This is a genomic window from Empedobacter sp. EJD.6dd (genome assembly GCF_057369435.1).
Window position 1 is genome coordinate 833574 of the sequence record NZ_CM170667.1, and the last position, 25195, is coordinate 858768.

Sequence of the window (25195 nt, forward strand, 5' to 3'; positions counted from 1 at the left end):
CTGCTCTTACGAACAGCTTTTTAGAATTTATCTTAAATCTATTGATTAAGCGTGAATTGGACGATTGTCTGTAGCAGCTAAAGCAGCTTCTTTGATCGCCTCTGAGAATGTTGGGTGAGCATGAGACATTCTTGTCAAATCCTCTGCTGAAGCACGGAATTCCATTGCTACAACGCCTTCTGCAATTAAATCAGCAGCACGAGCACCAATAATATGCATTCCTAAGATTTCGTCAGTGTTTTTGTCAGCTAAAATTTTAGCAAAACCATCTGTATCCATAGATGCACGAGCACGTCCTAAAGCTTTGAATGGGAAAGAACCTACTTTGTACTCTACTCCTTCTTCTTTTAATTGCTCTTCTGTTTTACCAACTCCTGCAACCTCTGGCCAAGTATAAACAACACCAGGAATTAAGTTATAGTTGATATGAGGTTTTTGACCTGCTAATTGCTCAGCAACTAAAACACCTTCTTCTTCTGCTTTGTGTGCTAACATTGCACCAGCAACAACATCACCAATCGCATAAATGTTAGAAACATTTGTTTGTAAGTGATCATTCGTTTTGATACGACCTCTTTCGTCAACCTCTACTCCTACATTTTCTAAACCTAAAGATCCTGTGAAAGCACGACGACCAACAGCTACTAAAGCGTAATCTCCGATAATTTCAATTTCTTCTCCTTTTTTAGAAGTAGCTTTTAATGTAACATCGTTTCCGTTATTTACAACAGAAGTTACACCTGTAGATGTGTGGAATTTCATTCCTTGTTTTTTCAATACTTTTGTCAATTCTTTAGACAAAGCACCATCCATACCTGGAATAACACGATCTGCATATTCTACCACTGTTACTTGAGAACCTAAACGTAAATAAACTGATCCTAACTCTAATCCGATAACACCACCACCGATAACGATTAAGTGTTTTGGAACTTCAGTTAAAGCTAACGCTTCTGTAGAAGTGATGATACGAGTTTTATCTGTTGGCGCAAATGGTAATTCAGAAGAAACTGATCCTGTTGCGATAATTGTATTTTTAGCTTCAATTTCTTGAGTAGAACCATCTTTAGCTGTAACTAAAATATGAGTTGCATCTTTAAAAGCACCTGTACCTTCTAAAACATCAATATTATTTTTACTCATCAAGTATTTGATACCAGCTACGTTAGTATCTACAACACCTACTTTACGAGTAATCATTTGAGTGAAGTTTACTTTTGGAGCATCAATATCGATTCCGTGCTCTTTAAAGTGATTTACAGCATCGTAATAGTGGTGAGAAGAATCTAATAAAGCCTTTGACGGAATACATCCTACATTAAGACATGTACCTCCTAAACTTTCTTTCTCGATAATTGCTGTTTTAAATCCTAATTGCGCACAACGGATTGCAGCAACATATCCTCCAGGTCCAGCACCAATTACGGCTACATCATAAGAACTCATATAGTTTTATTTTGATTTATTATTATAATTAATTTAAACTCTACAAATATAACCAATCTCGAATATATTTGCGTTATAAAATTGTAATGAATTTTGTTAGGAAAAATGTTATTCAATTTTTAAATTATTATGATATTCTTTATTATGAATTAATTGGGAAATCAAGAAATTGAATTTATTATTAGTATCAAATTTTTCTAATTTATGAATAAATATAACCAAAAAACCCTTCACTTTTCAGTGAAGGGTTTTTCTATATTTTAAATTTGTAAATCTAAATTCTAACATATATTACCAGTTCATCAAAACAGAACCCCATGTAAATCCAGCTCCAAAAGCAGTCATCATTACTAAGTCTCCTTTCTTGATCTTACCTTCTTGTTTCGCTTCACTTAATGCAATCGGAATAGACGCTGCTGTTGTATTTCCGTAACGCATAATGTTATTGTAAACTTTTTCGTCTGGTAATCCTAATTGTTTTTGTACAAACTGAGAAATACGTAAATTGGCTTGATGCGGAATAAATAAATCTAAATCTTCTGGCTTTTTATTCGCTGCAGTTAATGCTTCTACAATTGATTCTGGAAAGCGAGTTACCGCATGTTTAAAAACATAATTCCCATTCATATAAGGATAAATCTCTTTTTTCGTTAACGTATTACCTTCTTTTAATAATTCGTCCGACCAACCTGTTTTTGTCCCAGGAAAAGTAACTGCTAATTCTTCAGCAAATTCTCCTTCTGAATGTAAGTTTGTTGATAGAATTCCACGTCCTTCTTCTTCTGAAGCCGAAACAATTACAGCTCCTGCTCCATCTCCAAAAATAACTGAAACACCTCTACCTTCGTCAGACATATCCAATCCAAATGAATGTACTTCTGCACCAATTACCAAAATATTTTTGTAAACACCTGCTTTTATAAAAGCATCTGCAGTTGATAAGGCATAAACAAAGCCAGAACATTGGTTACGAATATCCATTGCACCAATTGTACGGCATCCTAATTCTTTCTGAACCAAAACACCATTTCCTGGAAAATAGTAATCAGGAGATAAAGTTGCAAATAATATAAAATCTATATCTTGAGCAGTGATGCCCGCATCTTCTAACGCATTTTTAGCTGCAATAACACCTAAGTCTGTAGATGAAATCCTAGAACCTGGTTCGATATGTCTTCTTTCAACAATACCCGTACGTTCCTGAATCCATTCGTCATTGGTATCCATCACCTTAGCTAAATCAAAGTTTGTAACAACTCTTTCGGGTACATAATGCCCAACACCTGTAATAATAGAGTGAATCATGTGATTATGGTTTACTTTTCAATCGAAGCAAAGATATTAAATGATAACCATTTCTTAAAACAAATACGTCTTTTTGACAACAGATTATTTAGAAAATTTTGTTTTCAAGATTCCATTCATAATGATAGAAAGCACCATTACGCCTGTAGCAATATAAAAGACAGGAGTCATATGCTCTGAATCTCCAAAAATAAGACTTGCCAAAATGATGCCATAAACTGGTTCCAAATTTACATTCAACATAAGTGTAAAAGCACTAACATGTTTCAGTAAATCAACGGATTCAATTTGTGCAAAAGCTGTAAAAATTATTCCTAATAATGCTAACCAACCAAAATTTGACCAACTAATATTTACTACTTCAGTTATTGCTTCGGGTTGAAAAACAACCATTATTACTGAAAGTGCGATAAGCCCACCAATCATTTCGAATAAAGTAACTTTTGTCGGTTGTAAAGTTTTCGGTAAAGTTGAATTTAGCACGGCAAACAAAGCAGATAAAAAACTACACAAAATCCCTATAATTATTCCTAATTTATAATCGTCTGGCGAAGCATTAAAAATAACCGCAACACAGGCAGATACAATAACGGCTAAAATAATTTCGAGCAGATTAATTTTCCTTCTAAAAAAAATAGGTTCTAAAATTGCACTAAAAAGTGCGCCCATGGAAAGTGTACTTAATGCAATTGAAATATTAGAAAGCTTGATGGATAAATAAAATGTAAACCAATGTACACCTACAATTCCTCCAATCATTAACAATTTCATCAATTCTTTTTTCGAAACGTTGAAATCCATTTTCCTGAATTTCATGTAAAGAAAAACGGCTACTCCAGCAATTAAAACACGATACCAAACCATTGGCAAGGCACTCATTGTTACTAATTTTCCGAAAATACCTGTAAAACCCCAAAGTAATACAAGAAATTGCAACCGAAGTTGAACTTTTGAAATCATTATTTGCTTTTTCGCAAAAGTAGAATTTAATTCGATATTGGTAAAGCGAATTAACCGATTTAATCTGTAAATAATTTTGTATATGTTCTAATGTTAAATTAACATCAAATAATTATCTCTCAAAGATTAATTATTATTCTTCGTTGTATTTTCGAACTTCAAAATTAATCGATGGATTTTAGTATTTTTTTACAACCAGATGCCTTAGTTGCATTATTTACTTTAACAATGTTGGAGATCGTTTTAGGAATTGACAATATTGTTTTTATTTCTATTTTATCAGGGAAATTACCTGCTCATCAACAAAAAAAAGCACAACAACTTGGCTTATTTTTAGCCATGTTTACTCGCGTAATTCTTTTATTCTCTCTTAGCTGGGTGATGAGTCTTACGACACCATTATTCAACATTGGCGAATGGATTGGCGTAACATCTACCGAATGGTTAGATAAATTAGCAATTTCTGGACGAGATTTAATCTTATTAATTGGAGGTTTATTCTTAATTTATAAATCGACAGTAGAAATTCATCACAAAATTGAAGGTGTTGAAGAAAGTAACGGAAAAGTGAAAGTACATTCTTTCGCAGGAACGATCGCTCAAATTTTAGTATTAGACATTGTTTTCTCATTAGACTCTGTAATTACAGCAGTTGGTATGGCAGAACATATTGAAGTAATGATTGCAGCAGTAATAATAGCTGTAGCAGTAATGATGCTTTCAGCAAGTGCTGTTTCTAAATTTGTTAACGATCATCCAACCGTTAAAATGTTAGCTTTATCATTCTTATTGTTAATTGGTGTTTCGTTATTAGCTGAAGGATTTGATCAACACATTTCGAAAGGATACATTTATTTTGCAATGGGATTCTCTGTATTAGTTGAATTCTTGAACTTGAAAATGAAGAAGAAACATTCAAATCCTGGAGTTATTCGAAATATGGTTGGCGACGCAGAAGAACAAAACAAAAATTTATAACTAACTTTAAGGTCTCAATTATGAGACCTTTTTTATTCAATTAATATCCATGCAAAATATAAAATTAATCGTGACAGATATGGACGGAACATTGTTACGTTCAGACCATTCATTAAGTCCTGAATTCTATAAAATTTACGAAGAATTAAAAGAAAACAACATCACATTTGTCCCTGCAAGTGGACGACAATATTACAGTATCATCACTTATTTTGAAAATATAAAAGATGAATTAGCTATTATCGCTGAAAACGGAACATATGTAACCAACAAAGGGCAAGAAATCTTTGTTGATGAATTAGATTGGATTGTTGTAAAGGAAATTATAGAAGAAGTTCGAAAAATAGACGGGGCAAACATTGTTTTAGCTGGAAAAAATGCAGCCTATGTAGAATCAAATGATGAAACATTTTTGAATTATTTCAAAAACTATTACGATAAAAGTGTTTGGGTTGATGATTTAACAAAAATAGAAAACGAACAATTTATTAAAATCGCCGTTAATCACGTTGGAGGAACTGAACATAATGTCTATCCACATTTAGTTGATTTTGAGAAATACGGATTGAAAGTAGTTGTTTCTGGTGAAGTTTGGTTAGACGTGATGAACGAAAAATCGAACAAAGGAGTTGCACTTCAAGCATTGATGAATAAATTAGACGTTTCATCTGAAGAAATCATTGTTTTTGGGGATTTTATGAACGATTTGGAAATGCTAAATTTGGCTAAATATAGTTTTGCAATGGAAAATGCTCACCCAAATGTAAAAGCTGTAGCCAATTTTACAGCTCCTTCAAATGATGAAGATGGTGTAATTCAAGTGATTAAGAAATATTTACAACAATTAAAAACCGTAAACACTTAATAATCTGATAAATAACATCATTTATTTAACATGCAAATCAGATAAAATTATTAATTTCGCACAAAACCTAAATAACTAATGTTCACGATTAACAGACATTTTAAAAATGTTTTTGCAATTGGTGTTTTATTTTTCATTTTTTCTTGTAAAAGTGATAATAATCCAATCCAAAATCAATCTACAATAACAGAACCAAAAGAGATTTTACAAAATGATGTCGATTCTGTTTATACCGTAAAAGTTGACTCTTCTATTTTACAATTAGACACTATTGCGAAGGATGCAAAACAAAATCCTATCGACTCTACAAAACAATATGTTTACTTAACATTTGATGATGGACCGTACAAGGGAAGTAAAAATATCAATAAAATTTTAACAGAAGAAAATGTAAAAGGAACAGTTTTCTTAGTTGGTTTTAATGCTTTTACAAAAGAATTGAAGCAAAATGTAGAGGATTATAAAGCTAATCCAAATGTAGAAATTGCGAATCACACTTTTTCTCATGCTCGCAACAAATACAAAGCTTTTTACAGCATGCCAGAACATGTTTATGAGGATATACGCAAAAACGAAGTTGTTTTAGATATACATTCACGTTGGGTGCGTTTACCAGCTCGTAATACTTGGCGCCTAAATAAACGTAAGAAAGATGATCCCGTAAAAAATGCAATTCCAGCGGCTGATTTATTAGCTAAAAATCAATACTATATCTATGGTTGGGATTATGAATGGGAAAGAAGTGGAAAAAAATCGGCTACACATCAGCTTTCTTCACCTGAAAAAATTTATGAAGGAATTGTCCATCGTTTAGATCAAAATAAAACATTCGAAAAAAATCATTTAGTTATCTTGATGCACGATGATATGTTTAACGAAGATTATAATGCGGAAAAATTAAGACAATTAATTGTATTATTGAAACGAAATCCTAAAATTGTGATTGAAGGAATTTCTGGATATCCAACCAGGATTAGCTAGATAAAAAATACAAATAAAAAACCACTCAAATTTGAGTGGTTTTTTTATGTTAAACAAATTCTATTGTCGTTTCTATTTCATGCCCCTTGTCTAATACTTTATGTACTGGACAAGAATTTGCAACTTTTAATAATCTTGTTTGTTGTTTTTCATCAAAATTACCTTCGATTATGACATGACGATAAAAAGTAATTGGTTCAATAGTACTCACATCAAAATTCACATCTACCTCAACTTTTTTATAAGAAAATTCTTTATGATTCATATACATTTGCAAGGTAATAGAAGTGCAAGATGCTAATGCAGCACCTAATAATTCGCTTGGTTTTGGAGCCGTATCTAACCCACCTTTATCAATTGGTTCGTCAGCAGTAAACTCGTGCTTTCCAGCTTTTATTTTTGAAATATAATTTTTTTCCGTCGATGTCGACGTAACATTTACATCACTCATAATTTTTAATTTTCGTTACCTTTTACTTTAGAATTTATTTGTGCTTGAGGCATTGGTACATAATCATCATCACCAGGAACTTTTGGAAAACGATGATTTACCCAATCTTCTTTCGCTTTTTCGATAGTTTCTCTTGAAGAACTAACAAAATTCCAAAATATAAAATGTTCTTCTGGTAATTCTTCACCTCCAAAAATATAAACTGTAGAACCAGCAGCTATTTCAAACTCACATAATTTAGCATCTTTTGCTACCAATAATTGTTTTGTACCGTAAGTTTCTCCTCCATCTTTTATAGAGCCTTCTAAAACGTATAAAGCTGATTCTCCATATAAATCTTTTCCTAAAGAAACATTGAAATCATTTTTAGCTTTAATCTCGATAAAATACAACGGAGAATAAACTGGGACACCAGACGTATATTCACCAAATTTACCAGCTATTAATCGATAATCTGCATTACCATCAGACCATGTTGGTAACTTATCTGCATCAACATGTACAAAACTTGGATCCATATTCTCTAATTCTTTTGGCAAAGCCACCCAAATTTGTAAACCATGAAGCGTTTTGTCTGTTGTACGTAGATATTCGGGCGTACGCTCTGAGTGAACAACTCCTTTTCCAGCTGTCATCCAATTCACCGCACCAGGTTTTATCTCCAATTCAGTTCCTAAACTATCACGATGCATAATTGATCCTTCGAACAAATACGTTAACGTTGATAAACCAATATGTGGATGCGGACCTACATCAAGATTTTGATAATCTTTCAGTTTTGTTGGTCCCATGTGATCTATAAATACAAATGGTCCGACATGTCTTTTTTGACGAAAAGGTAATAATCTACCTACCAAAAAATTGCCAATATCAGCAGCTTTTTCTTCTAAAATTAATCCAACATTAGACATAGATATACATTTTTTTATTTCTTGTAAATTTAGCTTTCTAAATAGTTTTAAAACTTGATTTAAGTTAACAAATAAAAAAAGGTTAGCCAATAGCTAACCTAATTTATAACTTTATATTAACAATTTTTAGTAATCGTAACTGTTTTGAGTTTCTCCTCCGAAATTCCAAGCAATACCAAAACGTAATGTATTTTCTAAAGCATTATTTGTATCTGACATTGGAATTAAATATGATGCATTAAATGCAAAAGCATTGTACTTAAGTCCTAAACCTAATGTTAAGTGCTGACGATCACCTTTCATTGGACTTTCGTGGAAATAACCTGCACGAATAAATAAAGCATCGTTATATGAATATTCTGCACCTACAGAATACATAATTTCTTTCAATTCTTCTTTTCCACCACCTGGTGCATCACCAAAAGAACTAAACATACTTTCCATTACTCCTTTATTTGGAACATAACCTGTTCCAGGAATTGGATTACCATTCTCATCTTTTTCATATGTTGGTGTTGGAACTAATAATTTAGAGAACTCTGTTGTAACACCTACTTTATTATAATCATCAAATTTGAAATCATATCCGATACCTAAACGTAATGTTGTTGGTAAATATGAAGCATTATCTTCTGAATTTGAATAATCTAATTTTGGTCCAATGTTAGAAATTTGGAAACCTCCGCGTAATTTACCTTCAAAATTATTCGTACTCATCGTTTCTGATTGGTAGTAACCTGCTAAATCAACTGCAAATGTGTTTGCTGGTTGAACAGTTGCATCGTTTACACCATTAAATAAATCTGAACGAATAAAACGACCTGTTACCGCCATCGAGTAATTATCTGTTAAACGTAATCCGTATGATAAATCAATCGAAAACTCATTCGGCTTAGCCATACCAGTAGATACAACATCTGTTCCGACAAGTTCATTTAATTGAATTTCACCCATATTGAAATAGTAGATACTAGCTCCTAATGTACTGCGTTCATCTTGACCTAAAAATGTATAGTAAGACGCATTTAATAAAAAAACATCATTTGTTAATGAATTCATGTAAGGTGTATAGGTGAAAGCTACACCAGAGTAATCTTGCGCAAATGCAAATTTTGCAGCATTCCAATACTGAGAATAGTTATCTGCTGAAGTTGCTACCCCTTGATCTCCTAAACCACCAGCGCGTGCATCTGGCGAAATTTTTAAGAAAGGTGCACCCGTTAAAATTGGATTAGATTTTGTATAGTCATTATCTGAGCTATTATTATTTCCTGTATCTTGAGCATACGTAAAAGCCGATGCTAAAATCAATAAGCTTGCGGTTATTTTTTTCATTCGTGTTATTATTGATTATATTTTTATTTTTCTATTATTTTAAAATGACAAGTTTCTCTACTGCTGCTGCTGATCCTTTACAAACAGTATCATCAACACCTTTTACATTGACCTTGTAAATATAAACACCTTTTCCTATTTTGTCACCAAAATCATCTAATCCGTCCCATTCTATCGCGTATTTTCCTGTTCGATATCCTTCTCGGAAAGGTTCTGCTGAAACAGTTTGACGAATAGTTTTAACTAATTTACCAGAGATTGTAAAAATCTGAACCATTACATCTAACTCAGAATCACAGTTATGCTCAAAATGAAAAAATGTGTTTTTAGTAAATGGATTTGGCCAATTTAACAATTTATCAATATGCAATTGTCCTGTACCATTTTCCATTACTACAAAGTCTAACGTGGCAGTATTCGAATTATTGTTGATGTCCCAAAATTTAAGATTTACCATATGTTGACCAAGTTCTAGGTTTTTTAATTGATACATCACTTGTCCTTTCTGATAATCTTCGAAATTTTTGTTGACACAAGGGTTAGCATCACCTCCGTCATAATATTCATTTAAAACATAAGCATCTTGTACTTTACCATCTATTGTTGCCACAATATCATGTCCAATACTTGATCCCGTTGCATTAATCCCAGTATTATCTGTTAAACAACCAACTAAATATGGCGAACGATCTGTAATTCCACCATTTGCAAAATGAAGATTGTTCATATATAATTTCCCTTGAGGACGTTCATCATCATTAAGACCTTCATCATTGATTCCTTCCATAGAAACCGTTTCTAATGTAGAAGCATCTTTTCCGTCTTTTTCATCCCAAGCGTAGAATTTTATTTTACGTTCACCATCTTCATAATTAATATCTTTCGGAACATAAAATTGTATCGTAAATTCACCATTTACTACTTTTCCTGTTCCTTTATATATTGTTTTATCTTCTGTTTTGAATGTTTTACCAACATTATTACTCCCTTCACTTGACAAAGTTTTAATTTCTTCTTTCTCGAAAAGGCTAACTGCTATTTTACCCGAAAATGTATTATCAATAGAAGTTGAAGTGAGTTGATTAATCTTTCCTTTAATCGTTACAAAATCTAACGCTTGTAATTTTCCTCCTCCTAAAATATCTACACCCTTTTTATTTTCGATGCTTAAAATTTCAATATCCTGTTGAGGACGATGAACAGCTAACATTGGATCGCCAAGAATACTTACACTTTTGTTATTGGTATGAGAAGGAGAAAAACTCTTTTTAGCTTGATTTAATGCTTTTCCTATCGTTTGATTTTCTAAACCATCTTTTTTGAAAAATTCTTGAATCAAATACTGATTCATTGTATCACCATAACCTGTTCCAATAGGACGATTCGTCGTAATCATTGATAATGCTCCTCCATTTGCATTTTTCAACATCATTTCTCCAGCTGAGTTATATTGCGGTAAATCCCAAATCGTAAAATCACACGTAACAGTTGTAACAATAGGTAAACGAGAATAGGCCGCATTAAAATTAGATAAACTTGTTAGTTCTTCTGCAGTTAAAATTCGTTCTTGCGCCCAACTTCGTGGTCCTCCATGACCATAATACATCAAGAAATTTGAGCCTAATTCGATTCCATTCAAAATTGCTTGATTAACTGTTGGATAGCGAACACCAGCAGAAGTACTTTCAGGTTGATGTGCTCCACTATATATTTTATTTACCGTATAAATTTGATTCTCAGTTTTAATAAACTCATTGTCTATAGATAAGTCAAAATTTGGAGTATTAACATTGTTATCATTATCCGTAACCGCTACAACTTTAGTTCTCCAGTCACCATAAGATGATCCTTTTCCTTGAACTTTATCATAATATGAAATAATTTTATCTACCAAAACCTTGGCTTCAATAGTGTTAGAAGCTGCTATACGACCAACTGCTATTTTAAACCAGCGAGCATCATATAAATAAGTTTTAGATGTGTTATTTGAGTTATCTATATTATTCTCTAATATTTTTACATTGTTATCTAACATTGCAAAATAATCATCCGTTGCAATTGCTGCGTCTATATTCAAAGAAGGTTCATCTGTAAAAGTTGGAATGTAATTGATAAAATCTTTAATTCTATTTTTAGGATCATAGGTTGTTGCACCAAATAAAACAGCATACTCTAAGTTTGGACTTTGATTATCTTTTAAGAACTTTAAGAAATCTCGAATTGCAATTGGATCTTGACTTCCAGATGAAAAATCATTGTAAACTTGATCTGTTGTTACAACAGCAACATTTATTTTATCATGTTCTTTTCTGAAATTTGCCAAACGTTGTGCTTGATCCAAATATTTTGGGTGCGTAATCACAACATAATTTATATCAACTAAACTTCGTATATCTTGATTCGCTACACGACCTACAAATTTTGCGTCATTGTATGCATTTTCATCTTTAAAAGCAACAAACTGATTTTGTGGCGAATTCTCAAATTTATAAGAACCGCTTTCTGGCTGAAGATTTGAAATTTGATGAATATCAGAAACATTCCAAACATTAACATTTGAAGAGTTTTGTAATGTAAATGCATTCATTGGATTAGAATAGTCAGATAAAAATCTAAACGTAAATTGTTCATTATTATACGTTAAATTATCTTTGAAACGCAATTGCAAATAATCTAAATAAGCTAAACCTGACGGATTTGTTCCAGTAGAAGAAACCGAAATATCTATATTATTTGATGATAAAGAAATTGTTTGATCTGATTCAATTCTTGAAAACTCATTATTTCCAAAACTTCCAGAAAATATTTGACCATCAGCATTTATAGAATAATTATTATTAGAATTTTTCCCTACAACAGCGTAACGCAAATATGCTTCACCTCCATTTACAATAGAATTTGCTTTGAATGTTTTTTTAAAACCATCTTTTAATCCAATATTTTCTCCAACCCAAATTTGACCAAGTCCATTTAAATTAATCGAATCTTTTTCGTTAAATTGTAAATGATCAAATGTCGAAAATGTTTTAACAGGTGAACCAGTTAATGAACTATTTTGCACACGTTTCCCATCACTGCCATTGAAACTAATAAAATAATAGGCTGATTCATCATACAAATTATAACGAAGTTTTACATTACTTAAAGTTGTGGTATTGTCTCTATACCATTGATGCGGTCCTTTTGCATAAAACAACACGTAATCATTGTTGTCAAAACTTCCATCATCTCCACCAACAAATTTGATCGGAATTTCATTCAATGAACCTTTTCTGCCAATCGTTAAATTTTCCATCAAACGACCTTCACCATTTCCATAAATCTTTAAAGATTTCGGATTGAAATTGGTTGGAATTCCATTCTTCGTAAAGAAACTCCTGTCTAATTTGAAAACTCCATCTTTGGAAACTTTTATTTTATACCAATCTCCAGATTTCAAAACACTTGAAGTTGAATTATCAATAAATCTTGTACCTGATTTTCGTTGAGAAGAAATTGGTTTTTGTACGATAGAAAACGATTCTATTTTCAGAAATTTATTATTCTGTTTTACAAAAGGAACAACTTTTACAATTAGTTTTTGTTGTCCATTTTTATCAATAACGTTATATGAAGAAAAATTAATTTTATCAGAAATAGAAGATGTATCCAAATCAATCAATTCGTTTTGTACTTCTCTATATTGTACATTCGCCAATTCAACTTCTTGATTAACTGAACTTAATTCAACCACAAATTCTGGAAGAAAATATCCCCCAACAAAATAATTATCTTTATTCGAAAAATAAGGCACATTTACCTTATTTCCATTCGTCAAAGAAATTGTTTGATTATTCTCCCAATTTATTTTGTAATTTTGACTAAACAATTGAGGAAATTGAAGCAAAGTTGCGACTAAAATAAAATATTTCTTCATGTCTGTTAAACGCTATTTTAGCAAATATATTTTCAATCGTAAAATAAAAAAATAATTCTTGCGTTAGATACAAGAAATAAAGCATTTTTTCGTTGTAAGATTAATGTCAAATGCTTTTATTTGCATTAAATTTAATATTTGAAAACCAGAAATATTCTATGAAAATGAATAAAGGACGTATTTTTTCTCTTGCGCTTGCAGCCATTACAATGAGTGTATTTGTAGGCTGTGCAAGTAGTTCAGGTAAGAAAAAAGGAGGTGGAACAAAAAATTTCACAAGTCGTACAGGTTGGAAACCAAACGATAGTAAAGGTTGGTTTTTTTCAGGTAAAAAGAAAGAAAACATCAAAGCATGGCCTGGAATGGTTTTCATCGAAGGTGGGTCTTTTACAATGGGAATCACGAAAGATGACGTGTTACACGACTGGAATAATTCTCCTGTTCGTATGCAAGTAAAATCTTTCTTCATTGGTGAAACTGAGGTTACAAACTACGAATACAAAGAATACTTAACTTGGCTAAAAGTTGTTTTCCCACCAGAAGACACGCAGTACAAGGACATCTATAATGGAGCTTTACCAGACGAAACGGTATTTAATAATCAATTATCAAGAGATGATTTCTCGACTGAGAATTATCTATTCTCTCCTGAATTTAGTTATTATCCAGTAGTAGGAATTTCTTGGTTACAAGCTGTTAATTATTGCGATTGGTTAACGGATCGTGCAAACGAAAAAGCCTTGATGAATAAAGGAATCTTATCAAAAGATTACTACAACAATGAGGATTATAACTACGGAAATAAAACATTTAACGCAGAACAATATAAGTTAGGTGACACCAATGTTAATGAAGCAATTGATTCGACTAAAATAATGAGAGCGAATCAAATCAAAACGCAAAATGCTCGTATTTTAAAAGCAAATCGCGCAACTGGTTCATTAGAAGTTCAACCTTTCCGTTTACCTACAGAGGCAGAATGGGAATACGCAGCTTTGGCTTTACCTGGTAATCGTGAATACAACGAATACAAAGGAAAAGATGTTGCTCAAAATAACTTAAGAGTAACAAAAGGAGCTCAAAGAGGTCAATATTTAGATAACTTCAAACAAGGTCGTGGAGATTATTCTGGTATTGGTGGATTTGGAAATGATGGTTCAGCAATTACAAGTGATGTTCGTAAATATCCGTCAAATGATTTCGGATTATATGGAATGTTAGGAAATGTTGCAGAATGGGTTTCTGATGTTTATCGTCCAATTATTGATGAAGAAGCGAATGATTTTAACTATTATCGTGGAAATGTTTTCAAAACTAACATCGATAACGGAGCTGGAGGTTTTGAAAAATATGACGAAACTAACGTAGAATATGATACATTAGACAATGGTAAATTAGTCTACAGAGGTTTACCTGGAGCATACAAAAAACAAACGCAATACGATTTAACAAACTATCGTGATGGTGATCCTAACTCTTCTCTTAACCCAAGAGTTGAAGAAGGTAAATCTGCTGATCAAGCGACAGAAGATATGTATAACGCACCTCAACGTAAATTTAGAGTAGACGAAAAAGGACGTGTAATCTTAGAAAAAGATACAACAAAACGTACTTCTGATATTTCTGATGAAACACGTGTTGTAAAAGGTGGTTCTTGGAAAGATCCTATTTACTGGATCGATGCAGGGCAAAGACGTTACTTACATCAAGCAAGTGCAACAAACTGGATTGGTTTCCGTGTGGCACAAGAATACTCTGGTAGTTTCGAATCAAAACGTAAACGTAGAGGATAATATCCTTTCATTATAAATAAAAAACTCGGTCATATGACCGAGTTTTTTATTGAATATAGTTTTCTTATTTAATCAACGACCAATACGCAAAACCATTGTGAATTAATATATTTTCGAAACCAAGTTTCTTTAATAAATTCATTGATTTGAAATTATCCGAAAAAGATTTTGCCGTCACTTCCTTCACAATCTCTTGAGAAAAAGCCCATCTTATCAATTCTCTACATGCTTCTTCTGCATAACCTTTCCTCCTTTCATCTCTAATTATTCCATAACCAATATCGACATTTTCTTCCTCTGCATTAAAACCTTTAAAACCGACATCCCCAATAATTTCTTTCGTATCTTTTTTAATAATCATCCACGATTCAAAACCTGTCACATAGTTATGAATTAATAATTTCTGAATAATTTTAGGTACCGTATCCATCATATCTTGATCTGGCCAATCTTTTCCTTTTACGAAACCTTTTTCAGTCAAAATACGATAATCATTATACAGCATATCTTCGCAAATATCAATTGTAAAAGGAACCAGAAGCAAACGTTCAGTTTCTAATTCATTGATGTTAATTTCTTTTATTTTCATTCTTATCTAAATCAAGGAAATAATTTCATATTATATTATTTTGCAATAATCGCAAAATACTTCCTTTAAATCACAAAAAAGACTCAATATATTTTATATTTGTACGAAATAATAACAATAATTTCTTTGTAAATCATACGAAAGAAATTTTCATCTATTTTATTTAGATAACATGAATACAGCAGAAATATTCGAACAATTTCTAAAATCGAAAAACGTTACAACAGACACACGTAACATCTCAAAAGATTGCATCTTTTTTGCTTTAAAAGGAGCTAATTTCAACGGAAATACATTTGCACAACAAGCTATAAATCAAGGCGCAATGTTGGCTATTGTAGATGAGAAAGAGTTTGAAAATAATAGTCAAAATATTTACTTGGTTGAAAATGCTTTAGAAGCACTACAAGATTTAGCAAGAACCTATAGAAATTATCTAAAAATACCTTTTATTGGTTTAACAGGATCTAACGGAAAAACAACGACAAAAGAATTAATTTCAGCTGTTTTAAAAGAGAAATTTAAAACACATTATACATTCGGAAATTTAAACAATCACATCGGCGTTCCGATAACTATTCTTTCTATTCCAGAAGATACAGAAATTGCAGTGATAGAAATGGGTGCAAATCATCAAAAAGAAATTGAACTGTTAGCTTCTATATCTCAGCCTGATTTTGGTTATATTACAAACTTTGGTAAAGCACATTTAGAAGGTTTCGGAGGAATTGAAGGAGTGATTAAAGGTAAATCTGAATTGTATGATTTTCTAAGAGCAAATAACAGAACTGCTTTTGTAAATTTGAATGATCCTATTCAAGTTGAAAAAACTTCTGACATCAATCGAATTACATTTTCGTACAAAAATAATGCTGATGTACAAGTTGAATTAATCGAAAATGAGACTGAATATTTAGCAGTAAAATACCAAAACATAACTATACAATCCCACTTGACAGGAAATTATAACTTCAGTAATATTTCTTGCGCAATTGCTATTGGCCAATATTTCGGAATTGAAGCAAAAGAAATTCAGCAAGCAATAGAAAATTATTTTCCGTCAAACAATCGTTCTCAAATTATCAACAAAGAAAACTACAAAATTGTCATGGATGCTTACAACGCAAATCCAAGTAGTATGGAAGCTTCGTTGAATAATTTTGTAAAATTTGAAGGTTCTAAAACAATCATAATTGGTGATATGTTTGAACTTGGAGAAGAATCGAAAGGAGAACATCAAAGAATTTTAGATTTAGCAGAGCAATTAAATTTTGATCAAATTTTTATTTTAGGTCATAATTTTGCTGAAACAATTTCGCATCAATCAAATGTTATAAAGTTTAATGATCGTGTTACTTTTGAAGCATATTTGAAAGAAAATCCTATCAAAACTCAAAATATTTTAATAAAAGGTTCTCATGGCATGAGACTTGATTTATTAGAAAATATTTAACATTAATCCTCTTGAATTCTGATGAATAAATCAATCTACTTTTTTATTTTACTTTCTGTTTTTACAATCTATTCTGTTCAAGCACAAACCATGATTGAGTGGAAAAAAGATGTAAAATTAAATTTTGAAAATTTTAAGAAAAAACCTGTTCAAACGAAAGTGCCACAAGGTTTTTTAGAATCAAAATTAGGTTGGCAAATTGCAGAAACAGATGGAGAAGTTCCTGATTTAAAGGTTTTCAATCGATTTGATGAAAATAATTCATGGATTTCGATGAAACATACTGGAATTTTAAACGAAATGCAACTTCAATTTGATTTATCTGAATTATATGCCAGAAAAATTCGTAAAGAGTTTGAAATATTAAAAACCAAAAAAGTTACGGACAAAGATTCTTATCGTTCGAAATTTACTTTAGGTTCTAAAAATTTTCAGAAAAGACTAAAATCGATTGCTGGTGTTTCACTTAATCAACCAGATTTATATAAATTATTGAACAAACAAATCCAAGATTCATTGATTATTTATAAAGCTTATGCACAATAATTTAACAATCAATAAATTTTAATATAAATATTTACAATTATTTAATAATAAATTAAAAAGAATTAAGATATATCTTGTAACTTAATTCTCTTTTTTAAAATATAATACTATATGAAAAGAAAAATTTTACAACTTAGTATTTTTTTAGTAGGTGCTAATCTTTTCGCACAAGCTCCTATTAATTATTATGACACAGCTACAGGTAGTGGTTATGCTCTAAAAACTCAATTGTATAATATAATTAAAGGTCATAGCACAAAGAGTTATGATGCTTTAAAAGGATTATATACACAAACAGATACTGACAATGGCTTTCAAGATAAATATTATGAAAAAGATAATACAATTTTAGATATTTACTCAGAAAATGCTACGGCTAAAGATCCTTATAATTATATTCCAGGTCAAAAAGAATGCGGAAATTATGCTAATGAAGGTGATTGTTACAACAGAGAGCATTTAATTCCTCAAAGTGTATTTAGTAAAGCTTCTCCAATGGTTTCAGATCCTTTACATATTTGGCCTACAGACGGTAAAGTAAATGGCATGAGAAGTAATTACCCGCATGGTGTTGTTGGATCAGCCACTTACACTTCTAAAAACGGCTCAAAATTAGGAAATAATGTAAATTCTGGTTACTCAGCAGGTTATTCTGGAACTGTATTCGAACCAATTGATGAGTTTAAAGGAGATATTGCTCGTGCATATCTATACTTCGCAACTCGTTACCAAGAAAATGGAATTCAAGGTTGGTCTTATGCAATGTTTAACGGAACGAAAGATAAAGTATTTACAGATACTTTCTTGAAAATATTAATGACTTGGCATATAAATGATCCAGTTTCTGATCGTGAAAAAGACATTAACAATATCGTTTATAGATATCAAAAAAACAGAAATCCATTTATTGATCATCCTGAATATGCTCAAAAAATATGGGGAGATAATTTAGGTACTGGAGATTTTGAATATCAAAAACGTGATGATGTTTCTGTTTTTAACAAAACTAATCGCTCTGTGATTGTAAAACTTGAAAATAATGCTAAATCAATTCAAAAAGTTACAGTATTTAATTTCAATGGACAACTGATTAATGAAGTTCCAAATACTTCGAATCAAAAACAAGTAGAAGTTAATTTCAAAAATCCGGGTGTTTATATTATAAAAGTTGTTGGTCCGCAATTGGAAATCAACAAACGAGTTATAATTAAATAAATTACACAATAACATATTAAAAAAATCCTTCGCTAATACAAGTGAAGGATTTTTTATTCTAGTAAATGGAAAAAATTATTAGTCATTATTGATATTTTTCTTGAAAAAAGTACTTCCGTAAAGGAACATAATTAATAAAAAAGGGATACCAAGTATGACTGATAACAAAATAAACAGTTTTAACATACTAATAAGGAATATTTTTGTTTCTAATACTTTTAGCAAATTACGAATAGAATATTTATATTATTCATAATAAAATAGTTTTTTACATCAATTAACTTTATTTTTATCAACTTGATAAAATAAACCTTTTTAAAACAATTTATTCATAAAAAAAGTCGCTTAAAACTAAGCGACTCATATATAGAAAATTCTATTTTTATTCTATTGGTTCCCTTTTGCATAATCAGCAAGGAATTGAGCTAAACCAGAATCTGTTAAAGGGTGTTTTAACAATCCTAAAATAGACGATAATGGTCCTGTCATAACATCTGCACCAATTTTAGCACAATTTACAATATGCATTGTGTTACGAACTGAAGCTGCTAAAATTTGAGTTTCATATAAATAGTTATCATAAACTAAACGAATCTCTTCAATCAAATTTAAACCATCTGTAGAAATATCATCTAAACGACCGATGAACGGAGAAACGTATGTTGCACCAGCTTTAGCTGCTAATAATGCTTGTCCTACAGAGAAAACTAATGTTACATTAGTTCTGATTCCTTTTGTAGAAAAGTATTTACATGCTTTTACACCATCTTTTGTCATTGGAATTTTTACTACGATTTGAGGATTTAAAGCCGCTAAAGCTTCTCCTTCTTTCACCATTCCTTCAAAATCAGTAGAAATTACTTCTGCAGAAACATCTCCGTCCACTAATTCACAAATTGCTTTGTAGTGATTCAAAATGTTTTCTTGTCCTGTAATTCCTTCTTTTGCCATTAAAGATGGATTAGTTGTTACACCATCTAAAACTCCTAAATCTTGCGCTTCTTTAATATCAGCTAAATTAGCTGTATCGATAAAAAATTTCATTGCTTGTTTGTATTTCGTTTGAGCAAAATTAAGGATTAAATGCTAATAATCCATTCAATCCTTCAAGATAAGATTAAAAATATTTTAAACCGCTGTATAACCACCATCTACAAGGTAATAACCACCAGTCATAAAGGAAGCTTTGTCCGAACTTAAAAATAAAACCAACTCTGCAACTTCTTCTGGTTGTCCTAAACGACCGATTGGATGTTTTGTAACTAACAATTCTAAATAATCTGCGCTCAAATTATTTGATAACAAAGGCGTCATGATATAACCTGGACCAACTGCATTACAACGAATATTTTTAGGACCATATTCAGCTCCAATATTTTTCGTCAAACCGACTACGCCATGTTTTGCAGAAGTATAAGCAGAACTCATTGGTGCTGCAACAGCTCCGTGAATAGAAGCCATATTTACAATAGAACCGCCACCATTTTTTTCCATTGCTTGCAATTGGTATTTACATCCGTAAAAAACACCATTAAAATTGATATCAATTACTTTTTTCCAACCATCTAAAGGGTAATTTTCTGTCAACTCCGCAGGTCCTCCAATTCCTGCATTGTTACAAGCAATATCTAATTTTCCATAAACCTCTACAGCTTTTTTAACTAAGGCTTCATTATCTTCAGGTAAAGATGTGTCAGCTTTAAAAAAAATAGCTTCGCCTCCATTTTTTGTTATAAATTCTACAACTTCATTCCCTCCTTCTTCATTAATATCAGAAACAACAACTTTTGCCCCTTCTTTTGCATATAACTCAGCAACAGCTTTTCCAATTCCAGAACCTGCTCCTGTTACAATCGCAACTTTATCTTTTAATAGTAACATAATTTTATGATTTTAATTTTATTAAAGTTACTCATTTTAAAATGCATAAATAGTTTATTGTAACATAATAATTTCTTAAAATTTCTAATTTTTAGTGAGTAAACTTTATTTATTTTCTTTTTCAAAATAAAGTAATATCCAGATTACTTGTTAAATGATTTCAATAGTTTTAATTCGTTTTAAAAGTTCTTTTCCTATATTTGATTCAAATAACTTTTAGATGAAAAATTTAATAGCAGCATTACTTTTATGTAGCTTTTCTACTATAAATGCACAAGAAATAAGTGATTACAAATACATCAATGTTCCAGAAAAATTTTCTAGTTTTGATCAAGATGAATTTCAATTAAATAATCGATTAAGATTTTTATTGACGCAAAAAAAATATGAAGTTTTAGCGACTGATAAATCTGCTTGGCCACAAGAAGTTATAGAAAATCCTTGTTTAGCTTTGAATGCTGATGTAAAGAAAGTAAAGAGTTTTTTGAATAATAAGTTGGAAGTAACTTTTGCTGATTGTGCACAAAAAAATATTGAAACAATTGATGGAACCTCTAAAATTAAAGAATTTGACAAGGGCTATCAAGAAGCTTTAAAACTTGCAGTTAATAAATTAAAAATACAAAATGCGAAGGCTTCTATTCCTATGACAAAAATAGAAAAACCAAAAGCAGAGTCTAACGTAGTTTATATCCCTGAACCTAAAGCCATTGAAATTACAAAATCTAATTTACTAACAGATGGAACAAAAAATTACCAGAAAGTTGAATTACAAAATGGTGGTTTTATGATTATGTCTGAAAATGGTAACCAAGTTGTTGCAAAATTTGAATCTACTTTAAAAAATGGAATTTATAGAGTAGCTGTAACAAACGGAAACTCAAGTTATCCTTCTGTCGGTTACAACAATGGTAATAGCGTTTCTTATGAGATTTTGGATGGTAACACATGGAAGGAAGTTAAATTATCTGCTAAATAATCTTTTTATGAAAAATATACTATCTGGTTTGTTTTTATTTGCGCTTACTTCATTGCAAGCTCAAAATGTAACAGATTTTAAATATGTAATCGTACCTCAAAAATTTGTAGATTTTGCTAAAGAAGATTATCAACTAAATTCTGCTTTGAAAATTGCGTTAAAAAAGAAAGGTTACGAAATTGTAAATGAAAATTCAGTTCCTTTGGATGTTCAAATTAATCCTTGTTTAGCAAGCAAAGCAAATATTGAAAATAATAGTACCAATTTTAAAAATAAATTAATTGTTACTTTTTCTGACTGTAATAATACGACTATCAACTCTTTCGAAGGCTCTTCTAAAGATAAAGACTTTTCAAAAGGTTATCAAGAATCATTGTCAATTGCAATGAATCAAGTTGGTAAACAAAATGCCAAAGATTTACCTTTAACTAAACTTGAAAAAAATGAAACTAGTAAAAATCCAGAAATAGTCCAAAATAATTCAGGAAAACCTGAAAACTCAACAAATGTTTACAAACTAGGTGGCAAAAATTATATTACGGCGAATACTAATAACAATGAATTTGTTTTAATCGATCAAGATAACTCGAAAGTTGTTGCACAGTTTTATCCTGCTTCTCAACAAAATGTTTATCATGTTACGGTTATTTCTCTAAAAGGAAGCTACCAAACAATTGGTTATGTAAACGGAAATACTATCATCATCGAATATAAAACAGGTGATAAATCTTGGACATCAACAACTTATACAAAGTAAGTTTTTATACTAACTTTGCACCTTAAATTTTAGAAAATGCAAGCACCAATTGCTAAAAAAATAGAACAAAAATTAGAAAAACACGGAGATATTCGTATTGATAACTATTATTGGTTAAACGACCGAGAAAATAAAGAAGTGATTGATTATTTAAATCAAGAAAACGAATATACTAAAGCTGTTTTACAACCAACAGAAATATTACAAACCAAGCTTTTTGAGGAAATGAAAGCACGAATCAAAGAGGATGATTCGTCTGTTCCTTACAAATTGAATGGTTATTGGTATTTGACTGAATATCAGAAAGGTAAAGAATATCCAATTCACAAACGCAGAAAGGATTCTTTAGATAATACAGATGAGATTCTTTTTGATGTAAACAAAATGGCAGAAGGTCATTCATATTATCAATTAGGTGGAATTTCGATGGCTCCAAATAATCAATTGGTTTCTTTCGGAGTTGATCATGTTTCGCGACGAATTTATACAATACAGATTAAAGATTTATCGACAGGAAAAATTCTTTCAGATAAAATAGAAAATACAACTGGAGGTTCTGTTTGGGCGGCGGATAATCAAACTTTATTTTATACAAGAAAGGATGAAACGTTACGCGCTTATCAAATTTGGAAACATAAATTAGGTACAAAACAAGAAGAGGATGTATTAGTTTTTGAAGAAACTGATGACACATTTAATGCCTATGTTTACAAATCAAAATCAAGAGATTACATCATAATCGGAACTTCAAGTACTGTTTCAGATGAATATAGATATATTCCTTCAAATCAACCTGATGCGGAATTTAAAATATTTCAAGAACGTGAACGTGATTTAGAATATTCCATGGAACATTTTGGTGATTCATTTTATATTCAGACGAACAAAGATGATGCATTCAATTTCAAATTAATGAAAACTTCTGTCGAAAAAACAGAACAAGAAAATTGGGTTGATGTGATTCCTCATCGTGAAGATACATTGATTGAAGGATTTGAAATTTTCAAGAATTATTTGGTTATCGAAGAGCGCACAAATGGCTTATTGCAGATGAACATCAAAGCGTGGAACAAATCTACTGATTATTATTTGCCATTTAACGAAGAGACATATACGGCTAATATTGGGACAAATCCAGATTTTGATACAGATATTTTACGTTATGGTTATACTTCTCTCACTACACCTTCTTCTGTGATTGATTTCAATATGAATGATAAAACATTTGAGGTAAAAAAGGAACAAACTGTTTTAGGTGATTTTAATAAAAATAATTATATATCTGAACGTATTTGGGCAGAATCTCGCGACGGAGAAATGGTTCCAATTTCCTTAGTTCGTAGAAAAGATACACCACTTTCTGCCGAAACACCCCTTCTACTTTATGCATATGGATCATATGGATATACAATCGAGCCTTATTTTAGTTCAATTCGTTTAAGTCTTTTAGACAGAGGATTTATTTATGCAATAGCACATATTCGTGGTGGACAATATCTTGGTCGTGAATGGTACGAGGATGGAAAAATGTTAGAAAAAAAGAATACTTTTTTCGATTATATTGATGTTGCAAAATACTTAATTCAACAAAATTATACTTCATCTAAGCATTTGTATGCAATGGGTGGATCAGCTGGTGGATTGTTAATGGGAGCTGTGATTAATTACGAGCCAACATTATTCAATGGAGTAATTGCGCAAGTTCCTTTTGTTGACATTGTAACAACAATGTTAGATGATTCTATTCCATTAACAACAGGAGAATATGACGAATGGGGAAATCCAAACGAAAAAGAATATTATGACTATATGAAATCTTACTCGCCTTACGATAATGTGGAAGCAAAAGCCTATCCAAACATTTATGTTTCGACAGGTTTACACGATTCACAAGTACAATATTGGGAACCTGCAAAATGGGTGGCGAAATTAAGAGATTTAAAAACAGATGATAACATTCTACTTTTAGATACGAATATGGATACAGGACACGGTGGTGCTTCTGGTCGATTCGAGTCATTGAAAGAAGATGCAAAAGAAGATGCTTTCTTATTTATGTTAGAAGGGATTACAGAATAATTAAAAAACCACTCTATTTAGAGTGGTTTTTTAAATTCAAATTTATCTTAAAGTCAAACTATTCATTCTAACGTTTGCTAAATCTGTTACTTTATATAACTTTCTCAAATATGTTTTCCTATTTTTTTTAATTTCATATAATGATTCAGGAAAATATTTTTCTCTTTGTTCTTTATTATTAATATTAAATTTTTCTGGTAATATATATGGTATTTTAACTGAGATAGTTTTTAAATTTGCTAAGTATTTTGTAATGTATATATCTCGATAATAATAAATACCTAACCATTCTCCTTTTACTTTATATGCTATGTCAAATTGATATTTATATTGATAATATTCTTTTTTCTTTTTATTGAATCCTAAATATAAAATTGGATTATCTACAGATAAAAAATCTGGTTTACCATAATGATCGAATGAAACAAATTCTATTGTATCTGTTTCTAAATTATTATTCAACCATTTTATAACTTTTACTTTTGTTACATACATTTCATCCATTAAAATAGGTGCTTTATGAATCAATTGATAATCATTTTTTATTTCACCTATTTCCAATGAATAATTAGTTATTTTATCCTTTAAATTGTAATGTTCATGATAATCAACTTTTCTTGATTCAATCACTTTTCCTATAAAACTATAAATTGAATCTTTTTTCTGAGAAAAAAGTAAATATGGAAACAACAGAAAAGCTAAATATAATATTGATTTCATTAATTCTTTTAATTTCACTAAATTTACATAAAATC

Annotated in this window: 21 protein-coding genes; 10 read left to right on the forward strand and 11 right to left on the reverse strand. The window is 30.8% G+C overall.

Annotated elements, in window-relative coordinates; genetic code table 11:
• Positions 1 to 45: 45 nt before the first annotated feature.
• From lpdA to AC2I98_RS03910, 3 genes are all read right to left on the reverse strand, one after another.
• Positions 46 to 1446, reverse strand: a complete 1401-nt coding sequence (lpdA, locus tag AC2I98_RS03900) for a dihydrolipoyl dehydrogenase (protein ID WP_486413320.1) — start codon at positions 1444 to 1446, stop codon at positions 46 to 48.
• 291 nt (positions 1447 to 1737) lie between these two features.
• Positions 1738 to 2751: a beta-ketoacyl-ACP synthase III gene (locus tag AC2I98_RS03905; protein ID WP_486413321.1), complete on the reverse strand. Its 1014-nt coding sequence runs from the start codon at positions 2749 to 2751 to the stop codon at positions 1738 to 1740.
• Between the two features lie 84 nt (positions 2752 to 2835).
• On the reverse strand, positions 2836 to 3711 hold the full coding sequence (locus AC2I98_RS03910; protein WP_486413322.1) for a DMT family transporter: 876 nt from the start codon (positions 3709 to 3711) through the stop codon (positions 2836 to 2838).
• Between the two features lie 171 nt (positions 3712 to 3882).
• On the opposite strand from AC2I98_RS03910, the gene AC2I98_RS03915 reads away from it, so the two are divergent.
• The 3 genes from AC2I98_RS03915 (at position 3883) to AC2I98_RS03925 (ending at position 6535) form a co-directional block, all read left to right on the forward strand.
• Positions 3883 to 4689, forward strand: a complete 807-nt coding sequence (locus tag AC2I98_RS03915) for a TerC family protein (protein WP_486413323.1) — start codon at positions 3883 to 3885, stop codon at positions 4687 to 4689.
• Between the two features lie 49 nt (positions 4690 to 4738).
• On the forward strand, positions 4739 to 5554 hold the full coding sequence (locus AC2I98_RS03920) for an HAD family hydrolase (RefSeq protein WP_486413324.1): 816 nt from the start codon (positions 4739 to 4741) through the stop codon (positions 5552 to 5554).
• Positions 5555 to 5632: 78 nt separating this feature from the next.
• Positions 5633 to 6535, forward strand: a complete 903-nt coding sequence (locus AC2I98_RS03925; protein ID WP_486413325.1) for a polysaccharide deacetylase family protein — start codon at positions 5633 to 5635, stop codon at positions 6533 to 6535.
• A 49-nt stretch (positions 6536 to 6584) separates the two neighbouring features.
• On the opposite strand, the gene AC2I98_RS03930 is transcribed toward AC2I98_RS03925, so the two are convergent.
• The 4 genes from AC2I98_RS03930 to porU form a co-directional block, all read right to left on the reverse strand.
• Positions 6585 to 6986 carry an OsmC family protein gene (locus AC2I98_RS03930; protein ID WP_486413326.1) on the reverse strand — a complete coding sequence of 134 codons (402 nt, stop codon included), beginning with the start codon at positions 6984 to 6986 and terminating at the stop codon, positions 6585 to 6587.
• A gap of 5 nt (positions 6987 to 6991) precedes the next feature.
• Complete coding sequence (locus tag AC2I98_RS03935; protein ID WP_486413327.1) at positions 6992 to 7897, reverse strand: pirin family protein; 906 nt, start codon at positions 7895 to 7897, stop codon at positions 6992 to 6994.
• Between the two features lie 126 nt (positions 7898 to 8023).
• The gene (gene porV, locus AC2I98_RS03940) at positions 8024 to 9232 is read right to left on the reverse strand and encodes a type IX secretion system outer membrane channel protein PorV (protein ID WP_486413328.1); all 1209 of its coding nucleotides are present in this window, start codon (positions 9230 to 9232) and stop codon (positions 8024 to 8026) included.
• A 34-nt stretch (positions 9233 to 9266) separates the two neighbouring features.
• Positions 9267 to 13148, reverse strand: a complete 3882-nt coding sequence (gene porU / locus AC2I98_RS03945; RefSeq protein ID WP_486413329.1) for a type IX secretion system sortase PorU — start codon at positions 13146 to 13148, stop codon at positions 9267 to 9269.
• 158 nt (positions 13149 to 13306) lie between these two features.
• Between porU and gldJ the strand changes: the two genes are divergently transcribed.
• Positions 13307 to 14941 carry a gliding motility lipoprotein GldJ gene (gene gldJ / locus AC2I98_RS03950; protein ID WP_486413330.1) on the forward strand — a complete coding sequence of 545 codons (1635 nt, stop codon included), beginning with the start codon at positions 13307 to 13309 and terminating at the stop codon, positions 14939 to 14941.
• A 64-nt stretch (positions 14942 to 15005) separates the two neighbouring features.
• On the opposite strand, the gene AC2I98_RS03955 is transcribed toward gldJ, so the two are convergent.
• Positions 15006 to 15530: a GNAT family N-acetyltransferase gene (locus AC2I98_RS03955; protein ID WP_486413331.1), complete on the reverse strand. Its 525-nt coding sequence runs from the start codon at positions 15528 to 15530 to the stop codon at positions 15006 to 15008.
• A 172-nt stretch (positions 15531 to 15702) separates the two neighbouring features.
• On the opposite strand from AC2I98_RS03955, the gene AC2I98_RS03960 reads away from it, so the two are divergent.
• The 3 genes from AC2I98_RS03960 to AC2I98_RS03970 all read left to right on the forward strand — a co-directional run bounded on the left by AC2I98_RS03960 (position 15703) and on the right by AC2I98_RS03970 (position 18744).
• Positions 15703 to 16983 carry a UDP-N-acetylmuramoyl-tripeptide--D-alanyl-D-alanine ligase gene (locus tag AC2I98_RS03960; RefSeq protein WP_486413332.1) on the forward strand — a complete coding sequence of 427 codons (1281 nt, stop codon included), beginning with the start codon at positions 15703 to 15705 and terminating at the stop codon, positions 16981 to 16983.
• Positions 16984 to 17004: 21 nt separating this feature from the next.
• The gene (locus AC2I98_RS03965; protein ID WP_486413333.1) at positions 17005 to 17529 is read left to right on the forward strand and encodes a hypothetical protein; all 525 of its coding nucleotides are present in this window, start codon (positions 17005 to 17007) and stop codon (positions 17527 to 17529) included.
• A 111-nt stretch (positions 17530 to 17640) separates the two neighbouring features.
• Complete coding sequence (locus AC2I98_RS03970; RefSeq protein WP_486413334.1) at positions 17641 to 18744, forward strand: endonuclease; 1104 nt, start codon at positions 17641 to 17643, stop codon at positions 18742 to 18744.
• A 387-nt stretch (positions 18745 to 19131) separates the two neighbouring features.
• Here AC2I98_RS03970 and fsa read toward each other — a convergent pair whose 3' ends face one another.
• Positions 19132 to 19788 carry a fructose-6-phosphate aldolase gene (gene fsa / locus AC2I98_RS03975; RefSeq protein WP_125349844.1) on the reverse strand — a complete coding sequence of 219 codons (657 nt, stop codon included), beginning with the start codon at positions 19786 to 19788 and terminating at the stop codon, positions 19132 to 19134.
• Between the two features lie 84 nt (positions 19789 to 19872).
• Entirely contained in the window at positions 19873 to 20625 is a 753-nt protein-coding gene (locus AC2I98_RS03980; protein ID WP_486413335.1) for an SDR family NAD(P)-dependent oxidoreductase, read from the reverse strand.
• A 220-nt stretch (positions 20626 to 20845) separates the two neighbouring features.
• Here AC2I98_RS03980 and AC2I98_RS03985 point away from each other — a divergent pair, with 220 nt between their 5' ends.
• From AC2I98_RS03985 to AC2I98_RS03995, 3 genes are read left to right on the forward strand one after another with little or no spacing between them, the layout of a single operon-like run.
• Complete coding sequence (locus AC2I98_RS03985; RefSeq protein ID WP_486413336.1) at positions 20846 to 21604, forward strand: hypothetical protein; 759 nt, start codon at positions 20846 to 20848, stop codon at positions 21602 to 21604.
• A gap of 7 nt (positions 21605 to 21611) precedes the next feature.
• The gene (locus AC2I98_RS03990) at positions 21612 to 22361 is read left to right on the forward strand and encodes a hypothetical protein (protein ID WP_486413337.1); all 750 of its coding nucleotides are present in this window, start codon (positions 21612 to 21614) and stop codon (positions 22359 to 22361) included.
• Positions 22362 to 22397: 36 nt separating this feature from the next.
• A complete protein-coding gene (locus AC2I98_RS03995; protein ID WP_486413338.1) occupies positions 22398 to 24440 on the forward strand; it encodes a S9 family peptidase in 2043 nt (680 codons plus the stop codon).
• Between the two features lie 42 nt (positions 24441 to 24482).
• On the opposite strand, the gene AC2I98_RS04000 is transcribed toward AC2I98_RS03995, so the two are convergent.
• Entirely contained in the window at positions 24483 to 25160 is a 678-nt protein-coding gene (locus AC2I98_RS04000) for a hypothetical protein (RefSeq protein ID WP_486413339.1), read from the reverse strand.
• Positions 25161 to 25195 lie beyond the last annotated feature (35 nt).